We start from the raw sequence: 25,705 nt of genomic DNA, 5'->3' as shown, positions 1-25,705 counted from the left end.
TTTTCGTCAACGGCTGAGGGACAAATCGGTGCTCATCTTTTCGCTGATCGTCCCCTTGGCGCTGATGGGCGTGCTGAGCTTGGCTTTTGGCCGGCTGGGTACCGGCAGCGTCGACCTGCAACCAGCCACGGTCGTAGCGAGCGTCGAAGACTCCGGTCCGCTCGGAGCTGCGCTGCTGGACGCGCTTGGATCGGTCGAGGCCATGAAGGTCACTGTCCGAGAGGTGCCAGCGGATGCCGTGAGCTCCGAAACCCGCACTACCGGTGCCGCCTTGGGCATCGTCATCCCGGCCGACTTCAGTTCCACCTTGGCTACGGGGCAACCGTCCACACTCCAACTTATCGAAGGCAGCGGGTCCGTCCTCGAGACGAGTGTCCTGATTTCGATCGTCACCGGAATCGTGGACCAGTTCACCGCTGCGTCAGTAACGGAGGCGGCCGCAAGACTGGGTGGAGTCTCCCCTGATGCGGCGGCAGGCATTGGACGGATCGCGGTGGCCGGCGAACCGATTCTTCAGATCACGGAAGGAACCGCGCCAGCTGGGCAGTTGTCGCTTCGAGCCGGTTTGGTGGCCGGTCAAACGGGGTTGTTTCTTTTGTTCACAGTGGGGTTCGGTGTCCTTGGACTGTTGGCGGAGAAAGAACAAGGAACCCTCGGCCGGATCAGGTCCACAGCTGTGCCGCAATGGACCATTGTCGCCGCCAAAGCGGCTGTTGGTTTTTCACTGGGAGTCGCCGCTAGTGCGGTGCTGCTTGCCAGTGGCACGCTCCTCTTCGGCGTTGACTTCGGCTCTCCGGCCGTTGTGGGTTTGTTGGTCCTGGGGGCAGCGGCGGCGGCCACCAGCTTGACCTTTATTGTGGCAAAGGTGGTTCGGACAGCCGAACAAGCCAATGTGGCGCAATCCATTGTTGCCATGGTGTTGGGTATAGCGGGAGGTGCCTTCTTTCCCATCCAAGCGTCGGGTTTCATGGCGGTCCTGATGGACCTGAACCCGGTGGGTGCGTTCATCCGGGGCCTGGGAATCTCGGCCGGCGGCGGCGGCGTCGCAGAAGTCGCCGTGCCGTTGATGACGATGTGGGGATTCGCGGTTGTGTGCGTCCTCGTCTCCCGATTCCTTCCGGACCGGGGAGCCAGGTCGTGAAAGCGATCCTGGCCATCGCCGGCGTGGAAGTGCGGCGTTTCCTGCGCGACCGCTCCAATATCTTCTTCGTCTTCATCTTCCCGCTCCTGTTGATTCTGTTGCTGGGCACCCAGTTCGGTTCCAGCCGTGCGGAAACCCGGGTCGCTCTGGCCGGAGGATCCGGAACAGCGCTACAGACCGTTGTGACGGAACAGTTGGAAGCCGACGGCATGCAGGTGGAATCCGGCACGCCGCAAACTGTGCGCGAACAGCTGGGACGCGGAAGGGCCGACGTCGGGCTCCTTATCAGCGACGAAGCCGCCGCCGCATTCAACGACGGACGCCGTGCGGAACTGGACATTCTTACTGCGTCGCAAGCATCAGCCCAAGCCGCCCTTCAGGAGGTGAGGGGTTCCCTGCAGGCCATCAGCATGCGACACAGCCAGCTCGCAGCGTTGCAACAGGCCGGCCTGCCGGCGGAGGCCGCGGAGTCCGCTTTGGAGCAGGCACGGGAAGCTGTCCAGGCACCCCGGGTAGACATCCTCGACACCGACAACACCGCGCAGGAGTTCCGTGGACTTGGGGTTTTCGATCTTGGGGCGGTGCAGCAGCTGCTGCTGTTTATCTTCCTCAGTTCCCTAACTGGCGCCGCCACGCTGATCCAGGCCCGCCGCTACGGCGTCATCTCGCGCACCATGGCAGCACCCGTATCCAGCGGTCAAACGATTGCCGGACAGGCCGTGGGAAGGTTTGGGATCGCGTCAGTCCAAGGTGCGTACATCCTGGTTGGCACGGCCCTGCTCTTCGGCGTCGATTGGGGCAATATCTGGCTCACCGCATTGGTGCTGATGGCCTTCAGCGCCGTGGCCGCAGCTGGTGCCATGATTATCGGCTCGCTCTTGGATCACGACGGCGCGGCAACAGGTATCGGAATAGGTGCCGGTCTCGTATTGGCTGGCCTGGGAGGCTGCATGGTGCCACCGGAGTTCTTCGCCGAACCACTCCAGTCAATATCGTGGGCCACCCCGCATCGGTGGGCATATCACGCGTTGGCGATGATCCAACGACGGGACGCCACCTTCACCGACATCCTGCCTGCCCTGGGCGTCTTGGCAGCGATGGCCGCAACTCTCCTTTTGAGTGGTGCGTGGCTCCTCCGGCGCAGCCTCCAAAGGGCGCTATGACCGCAGTTCCTCCCCCGGACGCAGTGTCCTTTTTTGGTGGGTCTCCTCAAGGTCTCGCGATCTGCGAGGCCGTCTTTGCCATAGCCGGTGGACTCGGTGATTTTCAGGTCCACGTCTCCAAGAGCCAGGTTGCCCTACGGCGGCATCGTGGATTCGCCTACTTGTGGCGGCCTGGCAAGTACGTCCATTCGGAGGTACCTGCCGTGCTGTCGTTGGCGTTGCCCTATGAGCTCGGCTCACCAAGGTTCAAAGAAGTAGCTCATCCCGCTCCTTCCGTGTGGATGCATCACTTGGAACTCAACGATCCCAGCATGGTTGATGCCGAAGTGAGTCAATGGATCAGGGAGGCCTTTGAGGCGGCATAGCTGAATTACCTCCGGGGGCTGCCGGCGCATCTACAGCCTCTTTCCCCGTTTAGAGTCGTTCGACCCTACCGTCAGCAACCCGATCAGGGAAGCTTTGAAACATGAGCATCGTTGACCAGCAACCCACATTGATTCGAACCGCCGACCAGCCCACTGCAGTGGTCCGCGAGCGTGTCCCCATGGCGAATCTCACGGATTTCTTCGGCCGCGCCTTCGGGGCAGTCATGGCCGCTACGCAGGCGCAGAATGCCAGCCCTACCGGCCCGCCGTTCGCCATGTATCACGGGATGCCAACCGACACCGTCGACGTAGAGGCGGGCTTTCCCGTGACGCCTGGTTTTTCCGCTGCTGGAGAGGTTATCAGTGGCTTGCTGCCGGCGTCGGACGCCATTGAAGCTGTGCACAAGGGACCTTACGACACTCTGGAACGGACCTACGCGCTCATCCTGGAGCGCATGAGTGCAGAGGGAATGACACCTTCAGACACCATGTGGGAGTTCTATCTCAGCGATCCCGGACAAGAGCCGGATCCGGACAAGTGGCAGACCCGGGTTGTTTGGCCCATCCTCTGAGCAGGGCGGACTCTCGATCATGAGAATCCCAGCGAATGCCCTACGGAAAAGCGAGCGAGGGCACCATCTGGACCACCGGGCACAAAGCGATAACGAAGAAAGGGCCAAGGTCAGCGGAAGATTGCAGATGGTGGTGAAGGTGGAGCCGGATTGCCCGGCTGCGTGCATCATCGTCGGTGGACGGATCTCAACCCGGAACATCCTGGTCATCTTCGCCGTTGCGCGCAGGATCAACGCTGCTGTTCCCGGCGCGGCCATCTCCGTGGATCTCGGCCATGCCAGTATCACGGACGACGCACTGGAACAGCTCCGGGACGTTGCCAACAACAGCTTGCTTCCCCTCTCGGCGGATCCCGCCCGCCTTCCGTGCCGCCTCCGGATTGAGGACTCTTCACAACAGCCAGCTTGACTGGGCACCAAACAATTTCACCGAAAGCAGGCAGCAATATGAGCAAGAACCACACCATTGCCGTTGGCATCTAGGACTCCACCCAGAGCGAAGCAGCTCTGATATGGGCGGGCCGTCGGGCCGAGGAACGAAGACTGCCGCTCACCATAGTGCATGTGGTTGACGACAGGTGACTGATTGAACCTTCATCGTGGCGGGATTCCTTCAGGCGTTCCGGCGAAAAGCTGTTGGAGGCTGCATCGGCCCGAATCGGCGAGTTGTTCCACATCGATGTCACCACCGAACTGCTGGTCGGGAGCGTGTCAGCGTCATGGGGACGATTCGCCCGGAATACCTCGCTTATGGTCGTCGGTTCGGGTAGCCCCCACCTTGGCGGCACCTTGACGGACCGTGCGCTTCAGATAGCGGGCGCTTCGGAAGGTTCTGTGGCCGTTGTTGATGCGATAGACGCTTACCAGGACAGGGACGGAGTCATTGTTGGCGTGGATGGTTCCGAGCATTCACTCAAAGCCGTTGCTTTCGCCGCCGCGGAGGCAGATCGGGACAGGCAGGAACTCACGGTACTTCATGCATACAGCGCACCGGAGCCTTCCACCGACGCCGGGTTGGCTCCAGCCGAACTCAGGCGGCTCATCAACGACCAAGAGCGCCTCATCCTCTCGGAGACTATCGCCGGGCTGAGCGTCTCATATCCCGATTTGCCTGTGAAGAAGGTGTCGGAGCCCCACAAGGAGCCGGTCCGCGCCTTGGTGGAAGCATCTGTTAACGCAAGGCTGCTTGTTCTGGGCACTCGGGGGCGGGGTGGATTTTCGCGATTATTGTTGGGCTCTACCGTGCACGGCGTCTTGACGCACATTTCGTGCCCAACCATCGTCATCCCACCAGAGCAGGTTCCGGACCAGCGTTAGCCTGGCAGCCACATTAACAGAAGGTTCATCGTGACAGAGGTACTGAGGTAAGAAGTCGGACCCCGGACCGTGCTGGTTGACGTCGACGACGACAGCTACGGAGCGGATCACCCCGCACGGAACGAGCAAGGTGTGACCATTCACGAACTTCAGGCAGCACCTAGTCATCCCATAAATCACTAGATAAACTAGCATCTTCGGCATCGAGTTTTATCGAGGTGGGAGATGAACGGAGTCGACCAGCAAGCTCTCACAGTAGGCGTCATTGAGTTCCTGGACCTCGACCTGAACGAGGTGTGGGTGGCGCATTTGGCCATAGGCGGCAATGCGGGGTGGTCGCGGTTCTGCGCCTACGCCCGCTTAGAGAGCATGCTGGGTCAACGGGACCGGGATGCAGTCTCACACGCCGTTAACGAGCTCTTGGCGGATCTGGGATGTTCTCTTCGAGTCCCCTACAGCTTGGACAGGGACACCGGGCCCCACGGGGCCACCCCGTCCGGAGAGTTGAACGCCACACCATAGCAACTCGAGAATGAGCTTTCTGGTTATTGCCCAGATGCAGAGTCTTGTGTCGCGCATTATGATATTTCCCATTAGCGGAGGGGAGTATCCCCCGATGCTCCGTCGTCACTACGGCCGGCAAAGTCCGGTCCGGCGGAGCAGGCCTTGCTGAAGATGGCCGGGAAAGACCTCCAGTTGGTTTACTGGCTGGAAGTAGGTTCCTAATGCACGTTCCGTTGTGGTCCTGGTTGGCCGTCATCGGCTTTATCCTCGCGATGCTGGCCGTTGACTTATTTGCGCATCGACGGGCGCACGTTATCAAGGTGAGAGAAGCCGCTGCGTGGTCCGCTGTGTGGACAGCGTTCGGCGTGGGTTTTGGCCTCCTGGTGTGGCGGTTTTACGGACCCGAGTTTGGCCAGCAGTACTTCGCTGGATACTGATTGAGAAGTCCCTTGCGGTTGACAACGTCTTTATCAGGGCAATCATTTTACGTACTTCGCAGTTCCTCGTGAGTACCAACACAGGGTGTTACAACCATGCTGGACAGTAACGGCAGCCCCCGACGAGGACTGCGCAACGTTTAGCACTTGCCTTCATTTTCCGCACACAAGCCCCCAGTTACCGTTTTTCACGACCCACCGACCGAATCCTCGGGTCCGGCATCAGTGCTGGCTCCGGGACTCATCCCGAAGCGTGCCGGCATGACCCAGGCGTTAAGAGTCTAGTCAGATTGGGCAGACCACTGATGGTGGTCAAGCACCCCTTGTTGTCACGAAGTCGGGCAGCCTGGCATCCACATCAAATCATTCCTTGACAGAGTCATCCTTCGGCTCTAAATTTAGTGCAACCGATCTCAGCAACCGATCTCACTGCTAGTTCGTAAGATGCAACCGATCTCAAAGGAGAGATTGATGATCATTTCACCTTCTCCCGACCATCGTTGTCCTGCATTTAGCACGTGCCGCTTGAGCACAGCATGCTCCCGCATCAACAATTCCGTTCACAGGAGAAATTCATGATCAAAAAGCGATGGGGCTTGGCGCTCGTAACAGCTGTCGTAGCCAGCCTTGCCCTCAGTGGCTGTTCCCCCTCAGCATCGGAGCCCACAGGGCCCGTGACGCTGAATTATTGGGACTTCCTCGATCCCAGCCAGGCCAACCCCCGATCCAAGGCCCTGAAGGAGAACATTGCCAAGTTTGAGGCGGCCAACCCAGACATCAAGATCAACCTCTCCGTTGTTTCGCTTGGCGACATGTTGAACAGACTGCCGCAAGCCGCGGCAGCAGGTCAGGCCCCTGACGTCTTCAAGATGTTCACTCCAGTGGTTCCCCAGATGGCGTCGGCTGGTGTCTACTCCCCGCTGCCTGATGCTGCTTCAAGGGTTACGGACTGGCTGCGCCCAACCGACACTCTTGCTGGCCCTGACGGCAAACCCGTCGCCGTACCGTACGAATACCGAACCTGCGCCCTTTACTACAACGAAAAGATCCTAAGTCAGATCGGCGCGACCGTTCCCACCACGTACGACGAAGTCGTTGACGTTGCCAAGAAGGCTGCTGCCGCAGGCTATACCGGCTTCGGGACCGGTTTCTCTGATACGGACAACTCGGCCATCGTCAGTACTTTCTTCAACTGCTTCATGTCACAGGTTGACCAGGAAATCTGGAACAAGGATGGACAAGCGAACTTCGCGACGGAAAAAGGCAACGAATTTGGCAACTTCCTGGCCAACCTCAGGGACGCAAAGGCTCTGGGTAGCAACGTCGTGTCAGACACGTACGGCACCGTAGCTGACGGGATGGCGAGCGGCACTGTTGCCATGGCAGTTTTGGGCACAGAACGGGCGGTTTCCTTCGGCTCCCAGAACAAGGACCTCAAGTGGACGAGCTTGCCTAAAGCCAGTACCGGCGATACGACCGGTACCACCATCGGGTGGACCTTGGGCATAGGCAATGGCAGCAAGAACACTGACGCTGCCTGGAAGTTCATCGAGTACATGACCGGGCCCGAAGCCGGCGCTCTGATGGCAACCGGCGGCGAGGTACCCACACGTGCTGCAACCTACGAGCAACCGTTCTTCTCCACCCCGGAGGCAAAGACCGTAAATGACATCGCAGCCTACGTTAAGTCCAACAGCGAACCACGCACGTATTCCAACACGTGGACCGCACTTGCTACCGGTCTCTCCCAAGCAGGCCAAAGGCTGACGCTCAACGGTTCATCAGGTAACGACTTCATTCGTTCCGCTCAGGATGCGGCCAACAAGAAGTAGCCGCCCGATACCAGGGGGGGCCTGAGAAATCAGGCTCCCCTCGGAAGGAACATGCAATGTCAACAGCAAGCCCCACCCGCAGCCAACGCAAAACCGCGGCCTCCCCCTTAGGCGCTCAGGTCCCTCGCCGAATCCGGAGGGATCGAATGGTATGGCTCTACGTCCTCCCCGTCAGCGCCGTCTTCCTCTTTGTCTTTGTGGGGCCGCTCATCTACACAGCGTGGACGGCCCTTCACGAGACGAACTATTATCAGATCGGCAAATTCACGGGTTTGAATTCCTTTGTCCGACTGTTCTCAGATTCAGACCTGCCGAGCCGTATTTGGACAACGTTGGTGTTCTCACTCGGCGCATTGGTTATCGCACTACCGGCGGGACTTCTGTCTGCGATCGTGCTCAACAATCTTCACCGCTTCAAACGTTCCGTCCGAAGCCTCTTCCTCCTGCCTTGGCTGATGTCTCAAGCCACCGCAGGAACCATCTGGCTTTGGTTCCTCAATCCCAACTACGGTCCTGCTTCAGCGATCACCAAATCCCTCGGATTCGGTCCCACGGATGTGTTCTCATCACCGGCCAGCGCCCTTGTTGCAGTTACTCTGATGACGGCATGGTGGTCCTACCCCCAAGCGATGCTCCTTTTCCTGGGGGCCCTTCAAACAATTCCCGAGGAGCTCCGCGAAAGCCTCAAAATGGACGGTGGCGGTATCTGGCACCAGTTCGTCAACATCACTCTGCCGTACCTGCGCAACACCATAGTCTCGGTGGTAGTGGTTCTCCTCATGCTCTACGTGCAGATGGTCACCATCATTCTGGTCACCACAAGAGGAGGCCCTATTGGCTCCACAGAAACGTTGTCCATGCGGGTCTACAACCAAATGTTCGACAAATTCGATCTCTCCGGAGCCTCAGCAACGGCAATCCTGCTCTTCGCCGTCAACATCGCCCTGACTCTCGTCGCCATTCGCTTCCGACGGAAGGAAAGCCTGTGAGCACCACAACCCCGCGCCGCCAGCTACGCTTGGGCAATTTCGTCCGGGCCATTCCGGCCTGGACGTACATCCTGCTTTCCGCCGCAGTGGTACTCCCGCCAGTCGCATGGATTGTGTCCACGTCCTTGAAGACTGCCTCGGGCACACTGGAATTCCCACCAAGGTGGATACCCGCACCATTCTCATCCGAGGGCTATGTTGGTCTTCTGACATCGACCAACGTCCGCTTCTTCGCGAACTCTCTCATCTACGCCGGTGGGTCCATCGTCCTGGCTCTGGCCATTTGCATACCCGCAGCGTATGTTGCCACGAGGTATCGGAGCCGCCGCATGGAAACTTTGATGACAGGGATTCTAGTCCTGTCCATGGTCCCGGCGATCGTGGTCTTTATCGCGCTCTACTCCATGTTTGTCAAAACCGCCTTGATCAACACCTACCCCATGATGATCATCGTCTACACGGCAATCATCTGTGGACAAACCATCCTGTTTCTGCGCAACTTCATCGAGAACATACCCGTTGAGATTGAAGAAGCGGCAGCAATTGATGGTTGCTCCCGCATGCAAATCTTGTGGCGCATCATCCTTCCACTCATCCGGCCTGGTATCGCCGCTGTGGCCATCTTCATCTTCGTGTTCGTCTGGAACGACTTCCTGGTGGGCACCGTCCTCGCCACCACAGAAGACATGAAGACCGTACAGAACGGCATAGTGCGGTACATCACCACAGGCTTCGGCAGCTTCTGGGGACTCTTTGCCGCATTTATCGTGGTTGCTTTCATCCCTGTTCTCTCAATATTCCTGGCATTCCAGCGCTGGTTTGTTGCCGGCATGACCTCCGGTGGTGTCAAGGGATAGCGGACGCAACAGTTCAGCCGCACTCTCCGGTATCGCAAAAGCAGGCCCCGTGACCGCCTAACGGCTCACGGGGCCTGCTTTTGCGATACCGGGAAAGTTCCTACGAGTCCTCGCTCGAGCGCCAATCCGGCGACTGAATGAGCTCCACGCGATTTCCGTCAGGATCGAGGAGGTAAACCAGCCAGCCGCCTGCAATGGGGCCAGAGGTCGGGGCAACGGGTTCGGATACCGCGCCGTAACCAAGCGCTGTCATCCTGGCGTAAACCTGTCGGACGTCAATATCTGTGAAGGCCAAGTGAGCTGTGCCCGGCTGCGCCCCTGATGGATTGACGGCAGGCAGCAACGGCTCGGCATGGGCGAGTTCCAGCCGAAACGATCCGTCACTGGTAGCAAGAAGCATGGCTCTGACCTTAACCTCGGGACGGCCATAAAGTTCGCCGATGTACGGCCCCGACGTCCACGCGTCCAAACGTGTCAATCCGAGGCCATCCACATAGAAACGCTCGCTGCGCTCCATATCTGAAACGTGCAGGGCAGTGTGATGGTGTCGCATGATGTGTCTCCTTGATAGGTAAAGGACCCGTCGCTGATTACTGAATTGCTCAGGTCCCGATTCCCAAATGTGCTCCGCCGGCCACGTCGAGAGACACTCCCGTGATGTAGCGGTTGTCGGGATCAGAAAGGAACAGAATGGCCCGGGCAACTTCATCTGGTTCGGCAAACCGACGCATCGGCAGCTGCGCTGCCCTCTTCGCCCGGTTTGCTGCTGCGTCAGGGCCGGAGTCCCGGGCAAATTGCGCCCACATGGGTGTGTTCACCGGTCCTGGCGCGATAGCATTCACGGAAATGCCGTTGGGTCCAAGCAGCTCAGCAAAGGACCACATGATGTGGAGGACGGCGAGCTTGCTCGCGTTGTAGGGCAGGTAGTTGAGGCGTGCTTCTTTGGCCGCAACTGAAGAGAGAACCACGATGGCGCCGGCTGTGCCGGTCGCAAGCATGGATTTCGCGGTCTCCCGGACCATGGTGAAGGTCGCGGTGGCGTTGATCCTCAGGATGGAGTCGAACTCTTCGGTGGTTGTTTCCATGATGTCAGGAGTGGGGCCAAGCACCCCGGCGGCGTGCACGAGGACATCGACACGGCCGTATTTTGCCTCGATATCCTCGATGACCGTTGCGCACTGTTGTTCCGAGGTGATGTCGAGCGGATAAAACGCCTCCAGGGATTGGTCCTCTTTGGGGGAACGGTCGGCGCCGATAACCTTGGCTCCAGCTGCTGTAAATGCGCTGACCGCGGCGTCGCCGATTCCTCCGCTTGATCCAGTTACCAAAACCACCTGGTCTTTGAGGCTCATCGCTTCTCTCCGCTCTGGGCGCAGCGTGACTGCAGTGCTCCTGTGGTCGGAGCGTGAGGTACTTGCTTCATGTTCGTTTCCTTACTCGAGATTTCACGGTTCGGCCGGTCGCCGTTTGCTTGGATTTCGATGATGCTTAAGGGGTGAGCGCCTCCCGGGCGCCGGGGGCCGCCGTTGATCGAACTGCATCGGCGATTTCCGTGGCGCGGAGCGCTTGGGCGAATGTCACCGGAGGCGTTTCACCCGTACAGAACCTCAGGGCAGCTTCTGCCTGGCGGAGGAAGAGGTCAGAGGGCGCGAAGTTCTTCTCCTGGTGTCCGCCGTCGCGGTCCCACACATGCAGGGAATCGTTCGACCACAACATCCGGCCGCCAGTGGCCAGAACATCGATGGTGAGGCTCCAATCCCCTTGGTTGAGCCCTTGGGGTTCCTGCCAGGGAGACCAATAGCTCTGCAAGGTAAATACCGCTCCAGAGGGGAATTCGAGGGTGGAAACGACGTGTTCCGGCACCGGAGACCCGTACAGGCTGCTGCTGGCGTTGGTCGCCAGGACTCTTGGGTCTCCCTCGAACCACGAAGAGACCAGCTCGATGGCATGGATGCCATTCACCACCGCAACGCCACCCTCCTTCGGATCAGCACGCCAGGAGTCGATGGTCTCCTTATATGCGACCGATCGAACGTTTACAGCGATCACGTCGTTGTCTCTGATCCACTGAGAGATAAGCGGGACGGCCGGATGCTGGTGGAGTGTGTACCCCACCATCAGCCGTGAGCCCACCCCCGTAGCGGCAGCCATGATGGCAGCACCTTCGGCATCTGCCGCCACGGGCTTTTCCATCAGCACCCGAAATCCCCTGTTCAGCAGATCCGCACAGACATCCGGTTGTAGCGTGGTGGGCAACGCGACGACGACTAAGTCCAGCTGATCACAACGAAGCTCCTGGACACCGGGCACCATCTGCGCTCCCAGATCCTGGGCCAACGAGGCCGCCCTCTCGTCTTTCTCCACAAGATGGGTAACGTCCGCACCCACCTTGGCGAAGGCTCGGGCATGACGGGAACCTGCCCACCCGGCAGCGCCCACGACGGCGACGCGCGGCGACTGTTCCGACGTCGTCATGATGCGGGCCCCTCGAAGATCAGGCCGAAGTTGAAAGAGGTGCTCATGAAATCTCTCCTTTGAGTTAATTCAGAAAATCGACGAGATCAGTTGTGTAAATCGGGGGCACCACACTTTGATGTCCCAGAAGGCCTTTAAATACCTGGCATTTTCGGATCCGAAGGGCGGAGGTCTTCGGTGTCAACGCCGACTTCCGTTCTGCAGCTTGCTGCCGTTGGACCCTGGAAGAGCAGTAATTCTCCGGGAGCCAGCCCCGGTACCGCCGAGTGATCTTCGAGCATGCGTGGCTTGTTGACCATGATGGCCCCTGCCAGAAGCACCACGAGCCAGGCACCGAGCATGCCGAAGGAGGCCAGCCAGCCATCCCCGGGGCTGTGCAGAAGCGCGAAAAGGAACGGGCCGACACTCGCCAGGGCGTAGCCGGTTCCCTGGGCAAACGCGGACAGACGTCCTGAGCCGGCCTGCGTTCGTGTTCGCTTATTGATCATGGTGAACGCAAAGGAATAGGACCCTTGGCCTAGTCCGGCAATGACCACCCAGACCGCCGCAGAAGCTGGTGGCGCGAAGATGATGCCTCCGTAACCTATGGCGAACGCGACCACAAACAGGACGGCCACGGGTAGCGGGCGGGACATTCTTACAACAACCATGGGCACCATCAGAGCGACCGGCAAAGCAAGGATCGAATACAGCGCCAGCATGGATCCAGCAGTTTCCTCGCTTAGTCCTCTGTCAACGAGGACAGCCGGGAGCCACGTAAGCGCCGCAAAAGTATTGCTGGAACAACCAGCAAAAACCAATGCAGTGCCCCATCCGATTGATGATCTCCAAGGATTGGCCCTCGTCGCAGGAGGCGACTGCTGATCGTTGGCTGGTGTGCGGGCAACGATCCGTCTGGTCGTAAGAAGAATCAGCCACGGGATCGCAGCAAGCGCACTGAGTACAGCCCAGATACCAATGGAGAACCGCCAGCCATAAAGAGTGCCTAGAGGAATTGCGAATTGGGCGGCCACTGCCGTGCTGACACCCAGGAGCGTGACGTGGAGCGCCGCGAGACCCCCGATTCTGTCGGGAAAAAACTTCATCAAGAGAGGCGGCGCCACGACGTTGACCAGACCAATCCCGAGCATGGTGATACACGTGAACACCAAAAATGCCAACACGTCCCATCCCCCTGCGCGGCCGAGCTGACCCACCGTTGTCAGCAGAATGGCAACCAGTAGGAGGTGCTCAAGCTGGATACGCCGCAGCAGCGGCAGCGCAAGGAAGCCCATCACCGCGAAGCTGGCGGTCGGCAGCATCCCTAGGGTCCCTGTGGTCACGGCGTCAAGGGGGAGGTCTGCGCCTATGTGGCCAAGAAGCGGCGACACCGCCGAAACCGCCTCTCTTGCGCTGAAGGCAACCAGCAGGATGCCCGCAAGCGCGGTGAGACGCCCGCGCAACGGCCGTCTCCCGGCTCCCTTGACTCGCAATTCACGCTGAGGCAGGCGACGTGGAGCCATGCTGGCACCTCCCTATATCCGACAGGCTGGCTCAAGACACCAGTTTCAAGGAACCCGTATCAGACACCCGTGCAATTTCGGCAGATGGGGCTGGTAGTTCAGCGTGCGTTAACTGCGTGGCTCGCCCACTCGCGCCCAGTTTGCTCCTCTGTGGGCAGGCCAGCCGCGGCGAGGATCTGGTCCAGCAGGCGCTGGGTGCGAACAGCTTCGCGACCTGAAGTAAGTGGCTGGGCCCGGTCGCCGACCCGATCCAGGAAATGGTGAACGGCGGCCGAGAATCCCAGCGTGTCTGTCGCCGTAGCCCAGCCGTACGCTTCTGCACTCAGTTCCCGTGAAGTGGTGACGCCGTTGATGGTGGTGGAAACTGTCTCGGGCGCCCTGACTTCGACGGTCTTCCCGTCACCGTACGCGTCCAGCTTCTCGTTCCATGCTCCCGCTGTTCGGGCTGCCATCAGGACGCCGGTGTTGCCGGTGCTGAAGCGGATGGTCGCTGCGATTCCGTCTTCTTCCCAAGGATCTTCACCAGCAGCGTGGGCGGCCACGTGCTCAGGGTCGCCCCCGCAGTACCAGCGCAGGAGATCGACCATGTGGATGGCGTTCTCGAACGTTGCACGGTATTCGGATCCAGGGCGGTTCTTCTGGGCAACGCAGAAGGTGGCGCCTTTGTCGCCAAAAGCCTCCCGGCCGGCCGTGTAGACGGGTGCATAGCGCCGGTTGAAGTCAACCATGAGTATCCGTCCCCGCTCGTCGGCGAGGTCTGCCAGATGCTCTGCCTCATCTGTCGCTGGGGCTAGCGGTTTCTCGCAGAACACGTCCACGTCGCGGTTGAGGCAAAGCTCGACGGCGTGGGCGTGCTCGGAGCGCGGGGTCAGCACGAACACTGCATCCAGTTCCTGCGCGGCCAGCATCTCCTCCACTGTCTTGTAAGCGGCGTGGAAGCCCCAGCGCCGGACCAGGCTGCTGGGATCTTCACGCCGGGAAACCAGGGCAGCCAGTTCAACGTCATCACGTTGAACGAGGGTGGGCAGCTGGGCAATGGTGGCGATGTTGCCGGCACCGATAACTCCGACACGGAGGCGGTTGCTTTTCATCAGGCATTCCTTACTTTGGCCGGATCAGAGAGCATTGAGCGCAGGACGGCGACGGACTCCCGGAAACCGACTTCAGGAGCCGGAAGGTCCTGCGGGTGCCAGCGATATTCAAGCTCGATGCTCAGTACGTCGTCATATCCGTGCTGAAGCAGCGCGGCGAGGATCTGGGTCCACGGGATAACGCCGCTTCCGACAACGCGGGAACGGACTGCCCGCTCTGAGGCGTTGACTCTGGCTGTTTCTGTGGCACGAAAGGCTGCGTTGGGATCTGTGAAGACAAGGTCTTTCACATGGACGTGACCGATCAGGTCTCCCTGAACAGCGAAGGCTTCTTCGTAGTTTTCGTCGTGCGTGAAAGTCAGGTTCGCCTGGTCATAGAGAACACGGACGGACGGCAGCGCAATTTCCCGAACCAGGGCCGCTGTGTCCGCTGCCGTCTGGGTCATGGTGCCGAAGTGGTTCTCCACGCAGAGGCGGACGCCGGCCTGCTGGGCTTCGGGGGCGAGGGTCTCCAAGGCTTTTCGCAACTGTCCCCACCGCGCGGCGTGATCGGTGTCTCCGGCGTGCCAGGAACCAGCATAGACACGGACCCGGTCAGCGCCGAGCAGGTGGGCGGTATCAATGGCCCCACGGAATTCGTCAACGGCTTTGTGCCATTCGGTGTCCTCCAGTGAGTTGATGGCGGTGGTGTAAGGCGTCAGACCAACGATGGGTACGCCTTCACCTTCTGCCGCTTTCAAAGCCTCCATTGCCGAGCGCCGGTCCCCCAGGGGCAAACCGGACTTGTAGTCATCCTGATAGATGACCTCGGCGGCATCGAGCCCTGCCGCCCGGAAGAGTTGGAGAGCTTGGGGAACCGTGTGGTTCGGGGTACCTAGTGTGTGACCCGCTAGCCGCATTGTTCATGTCCTTTCTAAAGTGTTTGGAGCTGCCGTCCAGTCCGCGGGACCGACCAGCGGGGGCGGTGCTGCGACTCGGGATCGGTCCACGATTTCCATCAGCAGTCCCCAGGGGGTAACAAAGTAGGTCCAGCGGTTGCCGGCTACACGGGGACTATCACCAGCGACTTCCTTGCGGTCCCCGAGTACGCGCACTCCGGGTGTTTGCTGTAGCACTGTAATTGCTTCATCGACGTCGTTCACGACGAAGCACAGGTGGTGCCCCCCGGCGTCGCAATGCCTCGGTGGCGTCTCCCGCCGGTCAGCACTGTTCCACTCGAAGAGCTCGATGTTAAGGTTCGGTGGCAGGCGAAGCATGGCGAGCGTCAGCTTTGCATCTGATGGGACGTCGAAGTTTGTGGGCATGAACTCTTCGTCGGGCCCGCGTTCGGAGCGGTACAGCTCTTCGGCTCCGAGGACCTCGACGAAGAACCGGATGCCTTCTTCAAGGTTTGGAACCGTCAGGCCGACGTGGTCCGTGTGTTGGACCCCCGGCAGGCGTCGGAACGTCGGTTCCCCACCCCCGCTCATTTTCGGAGCTCCGAGGTGGAGCCACGGACCAGGAGCTCGGGTTCCAGGACAATATGGTCCACCGAACCATCACCATTCTGCTTCTCCGCCAGTTCGATCGCGATATGTCCCATGTCAGCGATCGGCTGCCGCACTGTTGTCAGGGGAGGGTTGAACCGGGCACCGAGAGCGAGCCCATCGAACCCGATGACCGACACATCGTCCGGTACCCGCAGGCCACTTCGGCCGAGCGCCGAAATCACTGCAAAGGCCACCATGTCATTGGCCGCAATGATCGCAGAGGGCGGATTGTCCATCTCCAGGAAATGCTCTGCCCCGCGCGTGCCCGCATCCAGATCTGAGCCGCTGTCCAGCACGACCGGTTTGCTGCCGCTTTGCGCGGTGAGTTCCAGATAGGCGTCCATCCGGTCCTGGGCCGTGTGCGTCCCGGCGATACCGGATACATAGCCGATTGAAGTGTGTCCCAAGGAATGCAGATGATCCAGCGCCAACATGATTCCCTTGCGACTGTCGACCGTGACTGTTGGAACGGAATCGTCACCTTCCACGCGGTCAATCACCACCACCTTATGGCCGAAGGCAAAACGCTTCAGCGCCTCGCTATCCACCTTCGTGGAGGGTGCCACAATCCCGAACGGGGCATACATCGCCTGCATGGCTGTGAAGTATCCATCCGATTTGGCCGGGTCACCATTGGTGACGCAAAGCATGAGTTGGTAGCCGCGCTCGTCAGCTGCCTGCGTCATCGTCTTGGCAAGTTCTGCAAAGAACGGGTTCGTAATGTCAGGGACGATCAGAGGGATGATGTTGCTGGTCTTTCGACGCAGTGCCTGCGCCAGAGGACTCATGGTGTAGCCGAGCCCTTCGGCAACCCGGAGGATGTGCTCGCGCGTTTCACTCTTCACCGCCTCAGGACGTGAGAACGCCCGGGAGACAGTCGAACGGTGGACACCGGCAGCTTTTGCAACGACGTCGATACTCAAGTCAGGCATGTTTGTTTCCTCCGTGCTGGTGGTCATAGGCCTGCCAAATGGGGCGCATGACATCTTCGAGCTGGGCCAGCGTGGGCAGGCCCCGGAATCCATCTTCCAGCGTCCGGGCGACGTTCCGCACAAAGGGATCGTAGAGCGGGTCGCTGTCCACGTTGATTTCGTCGGTCTCCGTAGTTCCGTCCAACGCGGTAAAGGTAGCGGTGCCATCAGAATTAACGGAGGCGAATCCGGCCTCACCGACCGAGGTGAAGCTGCAATACCGTTTCAACGGCGAGCCAGGGAATGCGTAGCCAACTTCCACGATGGCTTCCCGGCCCTCCGGCGTCGTAATGATGAGACTGGCGTGATCCTCAACGGCTTGGCGGTGAAGCGTTGAAGAGAGGCGCGAATCCACGTGAGCTGCCTGCTCATCGCAACCTCGGAGAAACAGATCGACGAAATGCGGGCCGAGGTTCGCCAAGCATCCTCCCCCGGCCCTGACCGGATCGGTCATCCAAGGATTGGCATTGTCCAGATACCGTGACGGTGGACCAGCAATAAATGAAGCTCGCTGATAGCTGGGGCGGCCTGCCTTGGCTAGCCACTTCTCCGTGGGTCCACCGCGCTGAACCAGCGGAATAGTGGCTGGCACACCGGCTGATTCTGCGGCCTGGTGGACTCTCGAGAGCTCGTCAAGGGAGGTACCCAAGGGCTTTTCCACAACGAACGGAATTCCCCGCTCAATCAAGGCCAGACATTTTTCTGCCATACCGTCGTGGGGACCAAAGATATATGCGAGGCCGATGTCTGGCAGATCAACCAGCCTCTGCCAGTCAGCTTCAGCCTTTGCCCCCCATTGAGAGGCCAGTTCCTTCACCTGGACACGGGATACATCCTCGTCGCCCACTCCAACCACGTCGTGTTCTTCAGCGATAGCTTGCGCGCAGAGTGGAACATGCCAGTGGGAAGCGCCCAGAACAATTGTTCGTACATGAGTCAACCGCAATACCCCCTTGTATGAGATCGGTTGCTGAGATCGGTTGCAATAACACTATGGATGGTGGGAGAGTTTGTCAACGAAACATCAATTCAGCCGGGCCAAACGTGAAGATGACACCACCCGGCCAGAGAGAGGCCAGTATGAACAAGAAACTCCGCACGCTGCAGACCATCCACGAATCAGGAGCCGTCCTCATCGTGCGCCTGGACAGTGCTGAACTTGCTGAGCAGGTCGCGGAAGCTGCCATCGACGGAGGCTTCCGGGCCCTGGAGATCACCCTGTCAATTCCAGGGGCAGTTGACGTGATCCGCCGGCTGGCCGCAAAGCACGCACCTCACGGCGTGGCAATCGGAGCCGGCACAGTGCTTGATGAGCATTCCGCGTACGAGTGCATTCGCGCGGGCGCTGAGTTCCTGGTCAGCCCCCAACTGAACCCCGCGATGATCAGAACAGCCAACCGGTACCAGGTGCCCACAATCAGCGGGGCATACACACCAACCGAGCTCGTCCAGACCGCCGAAGCAGGCGCCGACATCCTCAAACTCTTCCCCACGGAGGCCGGCGGAGTCGCCTACGCCAAAGCAGTGCTGGCTCCACTGGCGCACCTGCCCATCATGCCGGCAGGCGGCGTAACTCTGGACAACGTCGGCGAGTGGTTTGCCGCCGGCGTGGCAGGGGTCGGGGTGGGCAGCTACGTGACCAAGGCGTGGCAGCCGGACGGCGACTTTACCCGCGTCAGCGAAGCAGCCCGGGCATTCCTCGCCGCGGTATCAGAGGCCCGCCGCTAATGTCTCCCAAAGTCTTCATTGTCATTGGGCCGGCGGGCTCAGGAAAAACGACAATTGCCCAGCAAACGGCAGAGAAGCACCAAGCGGCATATCTGGATAAGGACCGGGTCAGTGGCCGGTTTGTTGAGTTCGCCCTGACCGCCACCGGACACGATCCCACAGACAGGGAGTCCAGCGACTACTACCGCGATAACTTGCTTCCCCTTGAGTACGAAACCCTCATGGATGTTGCAGGAGTCAACTTGCGCCTCGGCCGGTCAGTAGTCCTCGATGCGCCCTTTGGGTCCTATTTCGGGGACCCCGGCTATGTGACCCGCGCGGCGGAAAGCTTCCAATGGCCACCGTCCGCGATCACTGTCGTCCGGGTACGGGTACCTAAAGACGTTTTGCGTGCGCGTCTTATCCACCGCGGACTGGAACGGGATCAGTGGAAACTTGCCCACTGGGATGATTACTGGTCCCTCTATGGCCGCTTGGAGTGCACCTGGTCCGGAGTGAAATACCAGGACTTCGACAACGAGGCGCCCCTTCACGCGCCGTGAAGAATCCAAGCCTGTTGCAACCGGCACCTCATAGGCGCCGGTACCACCGAAGCCTCGCTGTGCGCACACCCCACTAACTCATCGAAAATCTCCCCCGCAACATCGTGGAGACGTTGACAAGGATCACATTACATCCGTATCGTTGTCTGCAACCGATCTCAGCAACCGATCTCATTTGCAGAGGCAGGGGCTGAGGAAGCTCCTTCGATTTGACGTCCGGCACAGCCACGAGCACTCAAGCCATCGTTGTTCTTGACAGCCGTTGTCCCTCGAGCGGATCAATGGCCGGGCCTGACCGTAGCACCGAAGTGTCCGGGACTTTTCAAATCCCCCTCTGCAACAATTGTGAAATATGGAGAGTTCAATGAAGACCTCAAAAGAAGCCGACAGCGGACTGGCCGCTTCGGAACTTCCCGAAGCGACGAAGCACCCTCGCCGCACCCTTAATATGGTCGCCGGCACCATCGGACACTTCGTGGAATGGTACGACTGGTACATCTACGGATTGCTGGCGGCCGTATTCTCGTCACAGATATTTCCCAGCGATTCCCCGTTTGCCTCACTCATCGCAGCACTGCTGACCTATGCGGTCGGGTTTGTTGTACGTCCACTCAGCGGCATTATCGTCTCTCCGCTGGCCGACCGTTTTGGACGACGGCTCATCCTGACACTGTCCGTATCCGGGATGGCGCTCGGCTCGCTTATCATCGGTCTCACACCATCATTCGCGAGCATCGGCTACGCGGCGCCCGTCCTCTTCCTGGTTGCACGCGTCATCCAGGGCATCTCGGCCGGCAGCGAAGGCCAAAGCGCCATCGCATTCATGGTGGAACACGCTCCAGCGAACCGGCGGGGCCTGTTCGGCTCCTTCACCAACATGGCGAGCGGCCTCGCGACCCTCGCAGCTACCGGCGCAGCAGCACTGGTGACCTCATCCTTCTCGACCACCGATCTCGCCGCGTGGGGATGGCGCATCCCCTTCGTTGTGGGAGGCTTCCTCGGCATCGTAGGCCTCATCCTGAGGGCCCGGGCAGAAGAAACCCCCGAGTTCGAAGCAGAGGCCCTCGTCGATCAGAAGTCCGCTGCAGCCCGCCTGATGGACCTGCTTCGCGAACACCCCAAGGCCCTGCTGCAGGCAGCCGCACTCTCTGCCCCGGCCGTGGCCTACTACACCTGGGCCACCTTCCTTCCCACCTACGCCAAGCTGACTTCCGGCCGGGATCTGTCCTCCACACTGGCTGGCAGCGTTATCGGGCTGGCACTCCTCGTGGTCATCGTGCCGGTCTGCGGCGCACTCTCTGATCGCCTCGGCCGGCGCAAAATCTTCCCTATCATCGGCGCCATCGGCATGATCGTTCTCTTCTACCCCTTGCTCCTGCTCCTCAACCAGCCTGGCTTCTGGGTATACGTTCTGGTGTCGGCCTCCGGGTGGGTTGTCCTCGGTATCTGGCAGTCGGTCTATCCGACAATTCAGGCCGAACTGTTCCCGGCATCGGTCCGGGTGTCAGGCATCGGATTCGCGCATCAAATCGTGATTGCCGTTTTCGGTGGCACCGCACCGCTGATCGCTGCCGCATTCGTTGGCGCCGGGCAGCCAATGCTCGTGGCTGTCTACATGATCGTCGTCGTCGCCCTCTGCCTGGTCGTCTACTTCACGCTTCCGGAGACCGGCAACCGCGGCGACCGCTCCACCGTGGCACTCACCGACCCGGAGGTGCTCGAAGGCAAGCACCTGGCGGCAAGCACCGCGCAGGCCGGCAACGAGGCCAACAGTACCCGCTAGCCGCGCCCTCCCCTGAAAGGCGGCCCGTCAATACTCAAAGCGGGTACGACCCTTGAAGTTTCTCGGGCCGCCCCGCCAGTGGAATTGCTGATGAACGCTGTCTACCTTGACACCTAAATGAGAGGACACCTCCGCGTGAACCACATGATCATCAATACGTTTTCCTACCTATGGTCGTCCACGGCCATAGATGCGATTGCGGAATTGGCCGGAAATGGATACCGGATTTTTGAGGTTCCAGTGAGTTCTCCGCACTGTTGGCCCGACGAAATCTCCAAGGCGGAGCGCTCCGAAATCTATGGCCGGCTCAATGAGTACGGCGCCTCCATCAGGTCTCTGAACGCCGGTGGATACGACATCAATCTCGCCAGCCCCGCAGCAAATATGCGGCGAAAGAGCATCGAGCACATCACGTCAGTGATTGAGCTTGCCGAAGGTTGGGGGGTCTCGGAGGTAGTCATATCCCCCGGGACACGCCGCCCCATGATCTCCCCCTCGCTGGAGAAAACCTACGGGTGGATGTATGAGAGTCTGGAAAGCCTGATTCCGCTGGCCAAACAGGTCGGCACGCGTCTCCTCTTCGAGAACACCCCCTATTGCTTCACGCCTACCATCGAGGATCTGGCAGGCGTCGTCAGCACGATCAACGATGACTCTGTCAAGATCGTGTATGACGTCGCAAACGCAGCCTACATAGGTGAGGACCCAGTAGAGAGCCTTCTCTCCCATCACAAATCCATTGGCCTGGTGCATGTTTCAGATACAGGCACTGAAACCTGGGGGCACGATCCGATCGGCACAGGAGTGATCGATTGGAACGGACTCGGCAAGGCCGTAAAGGAAACGTGCGGGGTGGACAACGTTGTCCTTGAGATTATTCGCGAGGAGAACCCCCTGCAGGAATTCAAGACGGCGATGCAAGACCTCAAGGATCGAGGCTGGGAACTGGGAAACTAACCGAACGCCTGAGATCACGGCATTTCCGCCGAAGATCTACGAGAGAAATAGTCAATACGTCACATTGCTCATCGTGCCGCAATGCCAATGGACGTTGCGGAGTGATCCGGAATATTCCCGAATGTGACCGCTGTATAAGGAGTCTTTTCAATGAGAGCATTGGTTAGTGGCGGCAGTAGCGGCATTGGAGCATCCGCCTGCCTGAGAATTGCAGAGGCGGCTCTCGCCCGGGGCGAACACCCCCGAATAGCAGTGGCAGGACACGACACAAACAGCAGCCAAGAGCAGGTAGTGCGTTCAATCGAGTCAATGGGCGGCTCCGCGATCGCTTTGGCGGGAGACCTCGGCGACCCGGAGGTGCCCGGCAAATTGGTCGACGCCGCCGTGGCTGAGTTTGGGGGGCTGGATGCACTGATTGCGAATGCCGGGATTGCCAATCCTGGCGCGATCTGCGATGTGACAATAGAGGACTGGGACGACATGTTCTCCGTTAATCTTCGCGGCGCGTGGCTCCTGGCCAAAGCCAGCCACCCGCACTTGCGGCAGAGCCGGGGTGCCGCCTGCTTCACCTCGTCGATGTCAGGTCAGATCCCCCACGCTGGATCAGGCGCCTACAGCCCCAGCAAGGCTGCGTTGACAATGCTTGCCCAAACACTCGCTCTGGAATGGGCACCTGAAGGAATCCGCGTCAACGTAGTCTCCCCCGGCATGACTCACACCCGGATGACCGAAAAGATGTACGCGGATCCCGACATCAAGAAAGCGAGGGAAAATATTATCCCCTTGGCCCGAATTGGAGATCCCAAGGACATTGCGAATGTGATTGAGTTCCTTGTAAGCCCGCTGGCCGGCTACGTCACCGGGCAAGACATTTGTGTCGATGGCGGCTTCTCAAAGTCCATTCTGAGCCATATTCCGGGACGGCCAAGTTCCAAACCCTGAGGCCCAAGTTGTACAGACACCCCAGATTATGAGGTTTGCCCCGCCACCGCTACCGTCACCACCGGCTGCGCCAGACATGGCGGATGCCCGGTTCGACAAGCCGGTAATGCATCGTTGCGCTGGCGGGGCCCGTCTCTCGCCCACCCACGGGTCCGGCCACTCAGTGGACCAGCGACAGACTTCGGCATATCGCTATTTAGGAGCTCGGCAACGACCCTATTCAAAATCCAAAGCAAAACCACTCGTCCCCCAAACAGCTGCACTAAAAGAGGCGCCGTGTTCATGGCAAAGAATATCTTGGATGGCACGGAATGGACCGCCACTGACTTCGCGGTTCTTCTTCCACAAGAACAGAAATTGGCCCGACAGGAGCTGGCTTGCCTGTCTTGTGACGGCCCGGCTGTATTTCGGGCAGGACCGAAGCGTCGGCCATCGTTCGCCGCGCAGCATCAGCACGGATGCCAATTGAATGCGCCAGCGTGGAGCGCCTTCAAGTACTTGGCTGGCCAGGGATACGCACCAGCCTGAATGCCGAAAACCAATGGATCGAACCCCACGATCGCCAACGTCTTCAGATACGGCCCAGCTGCGCATGTCAGTTGGGCAGTCGGGTTGGTGACAGGTTGTCCGGACAGATCGAAGTAGCGCAGACAATAAACCTGCCACGGTGCTTGCGAACTTCCAGTTTCCCAGATCCGCAACCGGACCATGGCAGACGTCCCTGCATTAAACGAACCACCCCCTTCACCCAAACAGGGACCGCACCTCAATGGTCGGGGCCCAAAAGGGCTCAACAACTCCGACCAGGTGCTCGGCGCTGGCATCATCGCTGACTGGAACACCAATAAAGGCACCCCTGCTCAACGCATCACGACGTGCCTTAACCGGGTCGAATTTCGCCTGCTGGTGTGCCCGCGGCTCATGCCAAGGCCACGTCTATGCGGTGCGGCGTAGACCGGCGCCGCCCTTAGCGGGCACCTCGTTCAATATCTGCCAGTTCGGATTCAAGTTGCCGCGTCAGGCTCCGCAGGCGGCTGATGTGATCCTGCGACACTCGTCCTGGCTGTGAGGTTACCTGCGCGTCGACGTCGAAGACGGTGTTGGGGCTGTGCCACACGCTGAACCATTCGAGGCCATGACCGAGCGCGTCACTCGTTACCCCTTGAAGCAGGAGCAGGGGTTCACGCGCATTGGATTCGAGTTTTTGTGCAAGGTCGGCATCTGCTGCCACCGCCTGAACCTGCCGGGGTCCGCCTGCCGGGTGATAGCCGTGCTCCCGCATGAGGCCAAGAAGTGATGCGTTCTCCAGCAACTCCTTGGTGAAGTGCGGAAAGAGGTCACGGGGAACCCAAGTGCGCATGAACGCCACTGGGGTCTCTTCCAGGTAGCGGATGCGTTCGATTTTCCAGGTGTTGGTGGTATTCAGAGCCTCTACCGCCGGCTCAGGCGGGGTGGCGTGTTCCACGGAGATGACGTGGGTTCGGAGGCGCTGACCGTGCGCCGCTGCTTGTTCGTCAAGTCCGCCGGCCTGTTGCAGATGCCTTCGCAGGACAGGAGCGGCGGCCACCACGCTGCCGCGGCCGCGTTGGCGGCGGATCAGGCCGAGGTCGGAAAGTCCGGACAACGCCTGGCGCACAACGCTACGCGAGACGCCGAACTGTTTCTGGAGTTCCTCCTCAGTGGGAAGCGGCGAACCGGGCAACAGAGGCCTGTCCAGGATCTGCCGGTGAAGGATGTCCCGGATCTGCGCATGAAGAGGCGGCCCTTCCGCACGGTTCAGGCCGTTGGACCGCTCCCGGGGCTCTCCCCCGGTGGTTTGCACACTCACACTGACTCCTTTGGCGTTCGAGCACATCATAGCCCGCCCGGACTTCTTCTTATCCTTGACGCGTGATCCATCCCACATGTAATGTACGTACTAATTGTACGGACTTGATCCGTCGGCTGGAACATACAATGACGTAGAGAGGTCGAATAATGACGCAGATGCATTTGAGGTCAGGTCGTTCACGGTTGCCGATGTTTGCCTTCCTCCAGAAGGTGCCCGCCGGCATGATGCTGATCCCGCTCATGCTGGGCGTGCTGATGAACACTTTCGCGCCCGAAGCCCTGAAAATCGGCGGTTTCACCACGGCGCTCTTCAAGGACGGGGCCCTGACGCTGATCGCGGTGCTGATCCTGGCCACCGGAGCCCAAATCACCGGAAGCCACAGCGGCAAGGCCGCCGCATCCACCACCACGGTTGTCTTGGTCTGCAAGACCTTGATCCCGGCCACCATTGCCGTGATCCTGGGCCTGGTAGTCGGCATCGATGGCATCGCGGGGGTATCGATCCTGGCCATGTTGGCGATCTTTGGTAACAGCAACGGCGCCCTGTGGCTGGCCTTCGCCGGCCAGTACGGCGACGAAAGGGACACCGGCGCGTACGTGGCCAGCGCCTTTGACGATGGCCCGTTCCTGGCCCTGATCTTCCTGGGCGCATCAGGGCTGGGCGATATTCCCGTGCTCGCCTTCGCCGCGGCACTGATCCCGTTCATCATCGGCCTGTTCATCGGCGCTGTTGACCGGGAGTGGACGAAGGCCCTGGACCATGTTCCGAACATCGTGATCCCTTTCATGTCCTTCGCTGTTGGAACGGGCATCAACCTGAAAACCGTGCTCACCGGCGGATTCGCCGGGATCTTCCTCGGCCTGATCGTCGTGGTCTTCACCGGCGGCCTGACGTATCTCGGATACCGGTTCGTCCTCCGGCGCGGGTCCAAGAGCGGTATCGGGTTCGCGGCGGGCACCACGGCCGGCAACGCCGTCGCCGTACCTGCGGTAGTCGCCGTCGCAGATCCAAGGTTCGAACCCTTCGTCGCTTCCGCGTCAGCCCAGGCCGCCACGGCCGTTCTCGTGACAGCGCTGCTGGCCCCAATCGTCGCATCCTGGGCCTTGAAGCGGGCCGGTGGCCTGCAGCCGGCGGATCCTGTACCAGCAGCTGTCTAAGACTTTCCTTGTACATCCCC

27 protein-coding genes and 1 pseudogene are annotated in these 25,705 nt (G+C 60.0%); 17 read left to right on the top strand and 11 right to left on the bottom strand.

Going from position 1 to position 25,705, the window contains the following annotated elements; all coding sequences use genetic code 11:
- Positions 1-28 precede the first annotated feature (28 nt).
- The 11 genes and pseudogenes from ABIE35_RS18740 (at position 29) to ABIE35_RS18690 (ending at position 9,177) form a co-directional block, all read left to right on the top strand.
- Complete coding sequence (locus tag ABIE35_RS18740) at positions 29-1,141, top strand: ABC transporter permease (protein ID WP_502921395.1); 1,113 nt, start codon at positions 29-31, stop codon at positions 1,139-1,141.
- The gene (locus ABIE35_RS18735; RefSeq protein WP_354517260.1) at positions 1,138-2,304 is read left to right on the top strand and encodes an ABC transporter permease; all 1,167 of its coding nucleotides are present in this window, start codon (positions 1,138-1,140) and stop codon (positions 2,302-2,304) included. Before ABIE35_RS18740 ends, ABIE35_RS18735 begins: the two co-directional genes overlap by 4 nt.
- Positions 2,301-2,669: a DUF5655 domain-containing protein gene (locus ABIE35_RS18730; RefSeq protein WP_354517258.1), complete on the top strand. Its 369-nt coding sequence runs from the start codon at positions 2,301-2,303 to the stop codon at positions 2,667-2,669. The genes ABIE35_RS18735 and ABIE35_RS18730 overlap by 4 nt, the downstream gene beginning before the upstream one ends.
- A 101-nt stretch (positions 2,670-2,770) precedes the next feature.
- Entirely contained in the window at positions 2,771-3,241 is a 471-nt protein-coding gene (locus ABIE35_RS18725) for a GyrI-like domain-containing protein (RefSeq protein WP_354517257.1), read from the top strand.
- A 19-nt stretch (positions 3,242-3,260) separates the two neighbouring features.
- Complete coding sequence (locus ABIE35_RS18720) at positions 3,261-3,650, top strand: hypothetical protein (RefSeq protein ID WP_354517255.1); 390 nt, start codon at positions 3,261-3,263, stop codon at positions 3,648-3,650.
- Between the two features lie 227 nt (positions 3,651-3,877).
- Positions 3,878-4,558 (top strand): universal stress protein, encoded by a 681-nt coding sequence (locus ABIE35_RS18715; RefSeq protein WP_354517253.1) that lies wholly within the window; start codon positions 3,878-3,880, stop codon positions 4,556-4,558.
- Between the two features lie 225 nt (positions 4,559-4,783).
- A complete protein-coding gene (locus ABIE35_RS18710) occupies positions 4,784-5,080 on the top strand; it encodes a hypothetical protein (protein WP_354517251.1) in 297 nt (98 codons plus the stop codon).
- A 203-nt stretch (positions 5,081-5,283) separates the two neighbouring features.
- Positions 5,284-5,590, top strand: a pseudogene (locus tag ABIE35_RS18705) (TerC family protein); the annotation flags it as partial.
- A gap of 484 nt (positions 5,591-6,074) precedes the next feature.
- Positions 6,075-7,331, top strand: a complete 1,257-nt coding sequence (locus ABIE35_RS18700; RefSeq protein ID WP_354517249.1) for an ABC transporter substrate-binding protein — start codon at positions 6,075-6,077, stop codon at positions 7,329-7,331.
- 146 nt (positions 7,332-7,477) lie between these two features.
- Complete coding sequence (locus ABIE35_RS18695) at positions 7,478-8,320, top strand: carbohydrate ABC transporter permease (protein ID WP_354517247.1); 843 nt, start codon at positions 7,478-7,480, stop codon at positions 8,318-8,320.
- On the top strand, positions 8,317-9,177 hold the full coding sequence (locus ABIE35_RS18690) for a carbohydrate ABC transporter permease (protein ID WP_354517245.1): 861 nt from the start codon (positions 8,317-8,319) through the stop codon (positions 9,175-9,177). The genes ABIE35_RS18695 and ABIE35_RS18690 overlap by 4 nt, the downstream gene beginning before the upstream one ends.
- A gap of 100 nt (positions 9,178-9,277) precedes the next feature.
- Here ABIE35_RS18690 and ABIE35_RS18685 read toward each other — a convergent pair whose 3' ends face one another.
- From ABIE35_RS18685 to ABIE35_RS18645, 9 genes are all read right to left on the bottom strand, one after another.
- Entirely contained in the window at positions 9,278-9,730 is a 453-nt protein-coding gene (locus tag ABIE35_RS18685) for a VOC family protein (protein ID WP_354517244.1), read from the bottom strand.
- A 49-nt stretch (positions 9,731-9,779) separates the two neighbouring features.
- Positions 9,780-10,529 (bottom strand): SDR family NAD(P)-dependent oxidoreductase, encoded by a 750-nt coding sequence (locus tag ABIE35_RS18680; RefSeq protein WP_354517242.1) that lies wholly within the window; start codon positions 10,527-10,529, stop codon positions 9,780-9,782.
- A 136-nt stretch (positions 10,530-10,665) separates the two neighbouring features.
- Positions 10,666-11,652, bottom strand: coding sequence for a Gfo/Idh/MocA family protein (locus ABIE35_RS18675; protein ID WP_354517240.1), 987 nt, complete (start codon positions 11,650-11,652; stop codon positions 10,666-10,668).
- 134 nt (positions 11,653-11,786) lie between these two features.
- Complete coding sequence (locus tag ABIE35_RS18670) at positions 11,787-13,154, bottom strand: MFS transporter (RefSeq protein ID WP_354517239.1); 1,368 nt, start codon at positions 13,152-13,154, stop codon at positions 11,787-11,789.
- Positions 13,155-13,252: 98 nt separating this feature from the next.
- Positions 13,253-14,245, bottom strand: a complete 993-nt coding sequence (locus ABIE35_RS18665; RefSeq protein WP_354517237.1) for a Gfo/Idh/MocA family protein — start codon at positions 14,243-14,245, stop codon at positions 13,253-13,255.
- Positions 14,245-15,144: a sugar phosphate isomerase/epimerase family protein gene (locus ABIE35_RS18660; protein ID WP_354517235.1), complete on the bottom strand. Its 900-nt coding sequence runs from the start codon at positions 15,142-15,144 to the stop codon at positions 14,245-14,247. The genes ABIE35_RS18665 and ABIE35_RS18660 overlap by 1 nt, the downstream gene beginning before the upstream one ends.
- Before the next feature lie 3 nt (positions 15,145-15,147).
- Positions 15,148-15,714, bottom strand: a complete 567-nt coding sequence (locus ABIE35_RS18655) for a VOC family protein (RefSeq protein WP_354517233.1) — start codon at positions 15,712-15,714, stop codon at positions 15,148-15,150.
- Positions 15,711-16,706: a LacI family DNA-binding transcriptional regulator gene (locus ABIE35_RS18650; RefSeq protein WP_354517232.1), complete on the bottom strand. Its 996-nt coding sequence runs from the start codon at positions 16,704-16,706 to the stop codon at positions 15,711-15,713. Before ABIE35_RS18650 ends, ABIE35_RS18655 begins: the two co-directional genes overlap by 4 nt.
- Entirely contained in the window at positions 16,699-17,685 is a 987-nt protein-coding gene (locus tag ABIE35_RS18645; protein ID WP_354517231.1) for a Gfo/Idh/MocA family protein, read from the bottom strand. The genes ABIE35_RS18650 and ABIE35_RS18645 overlap by 8 nt, the downstream gene beginning before the upstream one ends.
- Positions 17,686-17,825: 140 nt before the next feature.
- Between ABIE35_RS18645 and ABIE35_RS18640 the strand changes: the two genes are divergently transcribed.
- The 5 genes from ABIE35_RS18640 (at position 17,826) to ABIE35_RS18620 (ending at position 22,697) form a co-directional block, all read left to right on the top strand.
- Positions 17,826-18,473 (top strand): bifunctional 4-hydroxy-2-oxoglutarate aldolase/2-dehydro-3-deoxy-phosphogluconate aldolase, encoded by a 648-nt coding sequence (locus ABIE35_RS18640; RefSeq protein ID WP_354517229.1) that lies wholly within the window; start codon positions 17,826-17,828, stop codon positions 18,471-18,473.
- Positions 18,473-19,015: a P-loop nucleotide/nucleoside kinase family protein gene (locus ABIE35_RS18635; RefSeq protein ID WP_354517228.1), complete on the top strand. Its 543-nt coding sequence runs from the start codon at positions 18,473-18,475 to the stop codon at positions 19,013-19,015. The genes ABIE35_RS18640 and ABIE35_RS18635 overlap by 1 nt, the downstream gene beginning before the upstream one ends.
- 364 nt (positions 19,016-19,379) lie before the next feature.
- Positions 19,380-20,798 (top strand): MFS transporter, encoded by a 1,419-nt coding sequence (locus tag ABIE35_RS18630; protein WP_354517226.1) that lies wholly within the window; start codon positions 19,380-19,382, stop codon positions 20,796-20,798.
- A gap of 144 nt (positions 20,799-20,942) precedes the next feature.
- Entirely contained in the window at positions 20,943-21,755 is an 813-nt protein-coding gene (locus ABIE35_RS18625) for a sugar phosphate isomerase/epimerase family protein (RefSeq protein WP_354517378.1), read from the top strand.
- Between the two features lie 150 nt (positions 21,756-21,905).
- Complete coding sequence (locus ABIE35_RS18620; RefSeq protein ID WP_354517225.1) at positions 21,906-22,697, top strand: SDR family NAD(P)-dependent oxidoreductase; 792 nt, start codon at positions 21,906-21,908, stop codon at positions 22,695-22,697.
- A gap of 216 nt (positions 22,698-22,913) precedes the next feature.
- On the opposite strand, the gene ABIE35_RS18615 is transcribed toward ABIE35_RS18620, so the two are convergent.
- Both ABIE35_RS18615 and ABIE35_RS18610 read right to left on the bottom strand, forming a co-directional pair.
- Positions 22,914-23,291 (bottom strand): hypothetical protein, encoded by a 378-nt coding sequence (locus ABIE35_RS18615; protein ID WP_354517224.1) that lies wholly within the window; start codon positions 23,289-23,291, stop codon positions 22,914-22,916.
- Between the two features lie 373 nt (positions 23,292-23,664).
- Entirely contained in the window at positions 23,665-24,525 is an 861-nt protein-coding gene (locus tag ABIE35_RS18610) for a GntR family transcriptional regulator (protein ID WP_354517222.1), read from the bottom strand.
- Positions 24,526-24,674: 149 nt separating this feature from the next.
- Here ABIE35_RS18610 and ABIE35_RS18605 point away from each other — a divergent pair, with 149 nt between their 5' ends.
- Entirely contained in the window at positions 24,675-25,685 is a 1,011-nt protein-coding gene (locus ABIE35_RS18605; RefSeq protein ID WP_062065703.1) for a 2-keto-3-deoxygluconate permease, read from the top strand.
- Positions 25,686-25,705: the final 20 nt, after the last annotated feature.

Source organism: Paenarthrobacter sp. 4246, assembly GCF_040546855.1.
Lineage (GTDB): Bacteria > Actinomycetota > Actinomycetes > Actinomycetales > Micrococcaceae > Arthrobacter.
This window is presented reverse-complemented; position numbering and strand designations above follow the sequence as displayed.

What these genes read in the sequence shown, in the direction of transcription:
- ABIE35_RS18700 (WP_354517249.1), top strand. Translation starts at nt 6,075, where the DNA reads ATGATCAAAAAGCGATGGGGCTTGGCGCTCGTAACAGCTGTCGTAGCC.
- ABIE35_RS18725 (WP_354517257.1), top strand. Translation starts at nt 2,771, where the DNA reads ATGAGCATCGTTGACCAGCAACCCACATTGATTCGAACCGCCGACCAG.
- ABIE35_RS18680 (WP_354517242.1), bottom strand. Translation starts at nt 10,529, where the DNA reads ATGAGCCTCAAAGACCAGGTGGTTTTGGTAACTGGATCAAGCGGAGGA.
- ABIE35_RS18665 (WP_354517237.1), bottom strand. Translation starts at nt 14,245, where the DNA reads ATGAAAAGCAACCGCCTCCGTGTCGGAGTTATCGGTGCCGGCAACATC.
- ABIE35_RS18675 (WP_354517240.1), bottom strand. Translation starts at nt 11,652, where the DNA reads ATGACGACGTCGGAACAGTCGCCGCGCGTCGCCGTCGTGGGCGCTGCC.
- ABIE35_RS18625 (WP_354517378.1), top strand. Translation starts at nt 20,943, where the DNA reads ATGATCATCAATACGTTTTCCTACCTATGGTCGTCCACGGCCATAGAT.
- ABIE35_RS18655 (WP_354517233.1), bottom strand. Translation starts at nt 15,714, where the DNA reads ATGAGCGGGGGTGGGGAACCGACGTTCCGACGCCTGCCGGGGGTCCAA.
- ABIE35_RS18695 (WP_354517247.1), top strand. Translation starts at nt 7,478, where the DNA reads ATGGTATGGCTCTACGTCCTCCCCGTCAGCGCCGTCTTCCTCTTTGTC.
- ABIE35_RS18630 (WP_354517226.1), top strand. Translation starts at nt 19,380, where the DNA reads ATGAAGACCTCAAAAGAAGCCGACAGCGGACTGGCCGCTTCGGAACTT.
- ABIE35_RS18615 (WP_354517224.1), bottom strand. Translation starts at nt 23,291, where the DNA reads ATGCGCAGCTGGGCCGTATCTGAAGACGTTGGCGATCGTGGGGTTCGA.
- ABIE35_RS18670 (WP_354517239.1), bottom strand. Translation starts at nt 13,154, where the DNA reads ATGGCTCCACGTCGCCTGCCTCAGCGTGAATTGCGAGTCAAGGGAGCC.
- ABIE35_RS18635 (WP_354517228.1), top strand. Translation starts at nt 18,473, where the DNA reads ATGTCTCCCAAAGTCTTCATTGTCATTGGGCCGGCGGGCTCAGGAAAA.
- ABIE35_RS18730 (WP_354517258.1), top strand. Translation starts at nt 2,301, where the DNA reads ATGACCGCAGTTCCTCCCCCGGACGCAGTGTCCTTTTTTGGTGGGTCT.
- ABIE35_RS18660 (WP_354517235.1), bottom strand. Translation starts at nt 15,144, where the DNA reads ATGCGGCTAGCGGGTCACACACTAGGTACCCCGAACCACACGGTTCCC.
- ABIE35_RS18720 (WP_354517255.1), top strand. Translation starts at nt 3,261, where the DNA reads ATGAGAATCCCAGCGAATGCCCTACGGAAAAGCGAGCGAGGGCACCAT.
- ABIE35_RS18605 (WP_062065703.1), top strand. Translation starts at nt 24,675, where the DNA reads ATGACGCAGATGCATTTGAGGTCAGGTCGTTCACGGTTGCCGATGTTT.
- ABIE35_RS18620 (WP_354517225.1), top strand. Translation starts at nt 21,906, where the DNA reads ATGAGAGCATTGGTTAGTGGCGGCAGTAGCGGCATTGGAGCATCCGCC.
- ABIE35_RS18710 (WP_354517251.1), top strand. Translation starts at nt 4,784, where the DNA reads ATGAACGGAGTCGACCAGCAAGCTCTCACAGTAGGCGTCATTGAGTTC.
- ABIE35_RS18650 (WP_354517232.1), bottom strand. Translation starts at nt 16,706, where the DNA reads ATGCCTGACTTGAGTATCGACGTCGTTGCAAAAGCTGCCGGTGTCCAC.
- ABIE35_RS18685 (WP_354517244.1), bottom strand. Translation starts at nt 9,730, where the DNA reads ATGCGACACCATCACACTGCCCTGCACGTTTCAGATATGGAGCGCAGC.
- ABIE35_RS18640 (WP_354517229.1), top strand. Translation starts at nt 17,826, where the DNA reads ATGAACAAGAAACTCCGCACGCTGCAGACCATCCACGAATCAGGAGCC.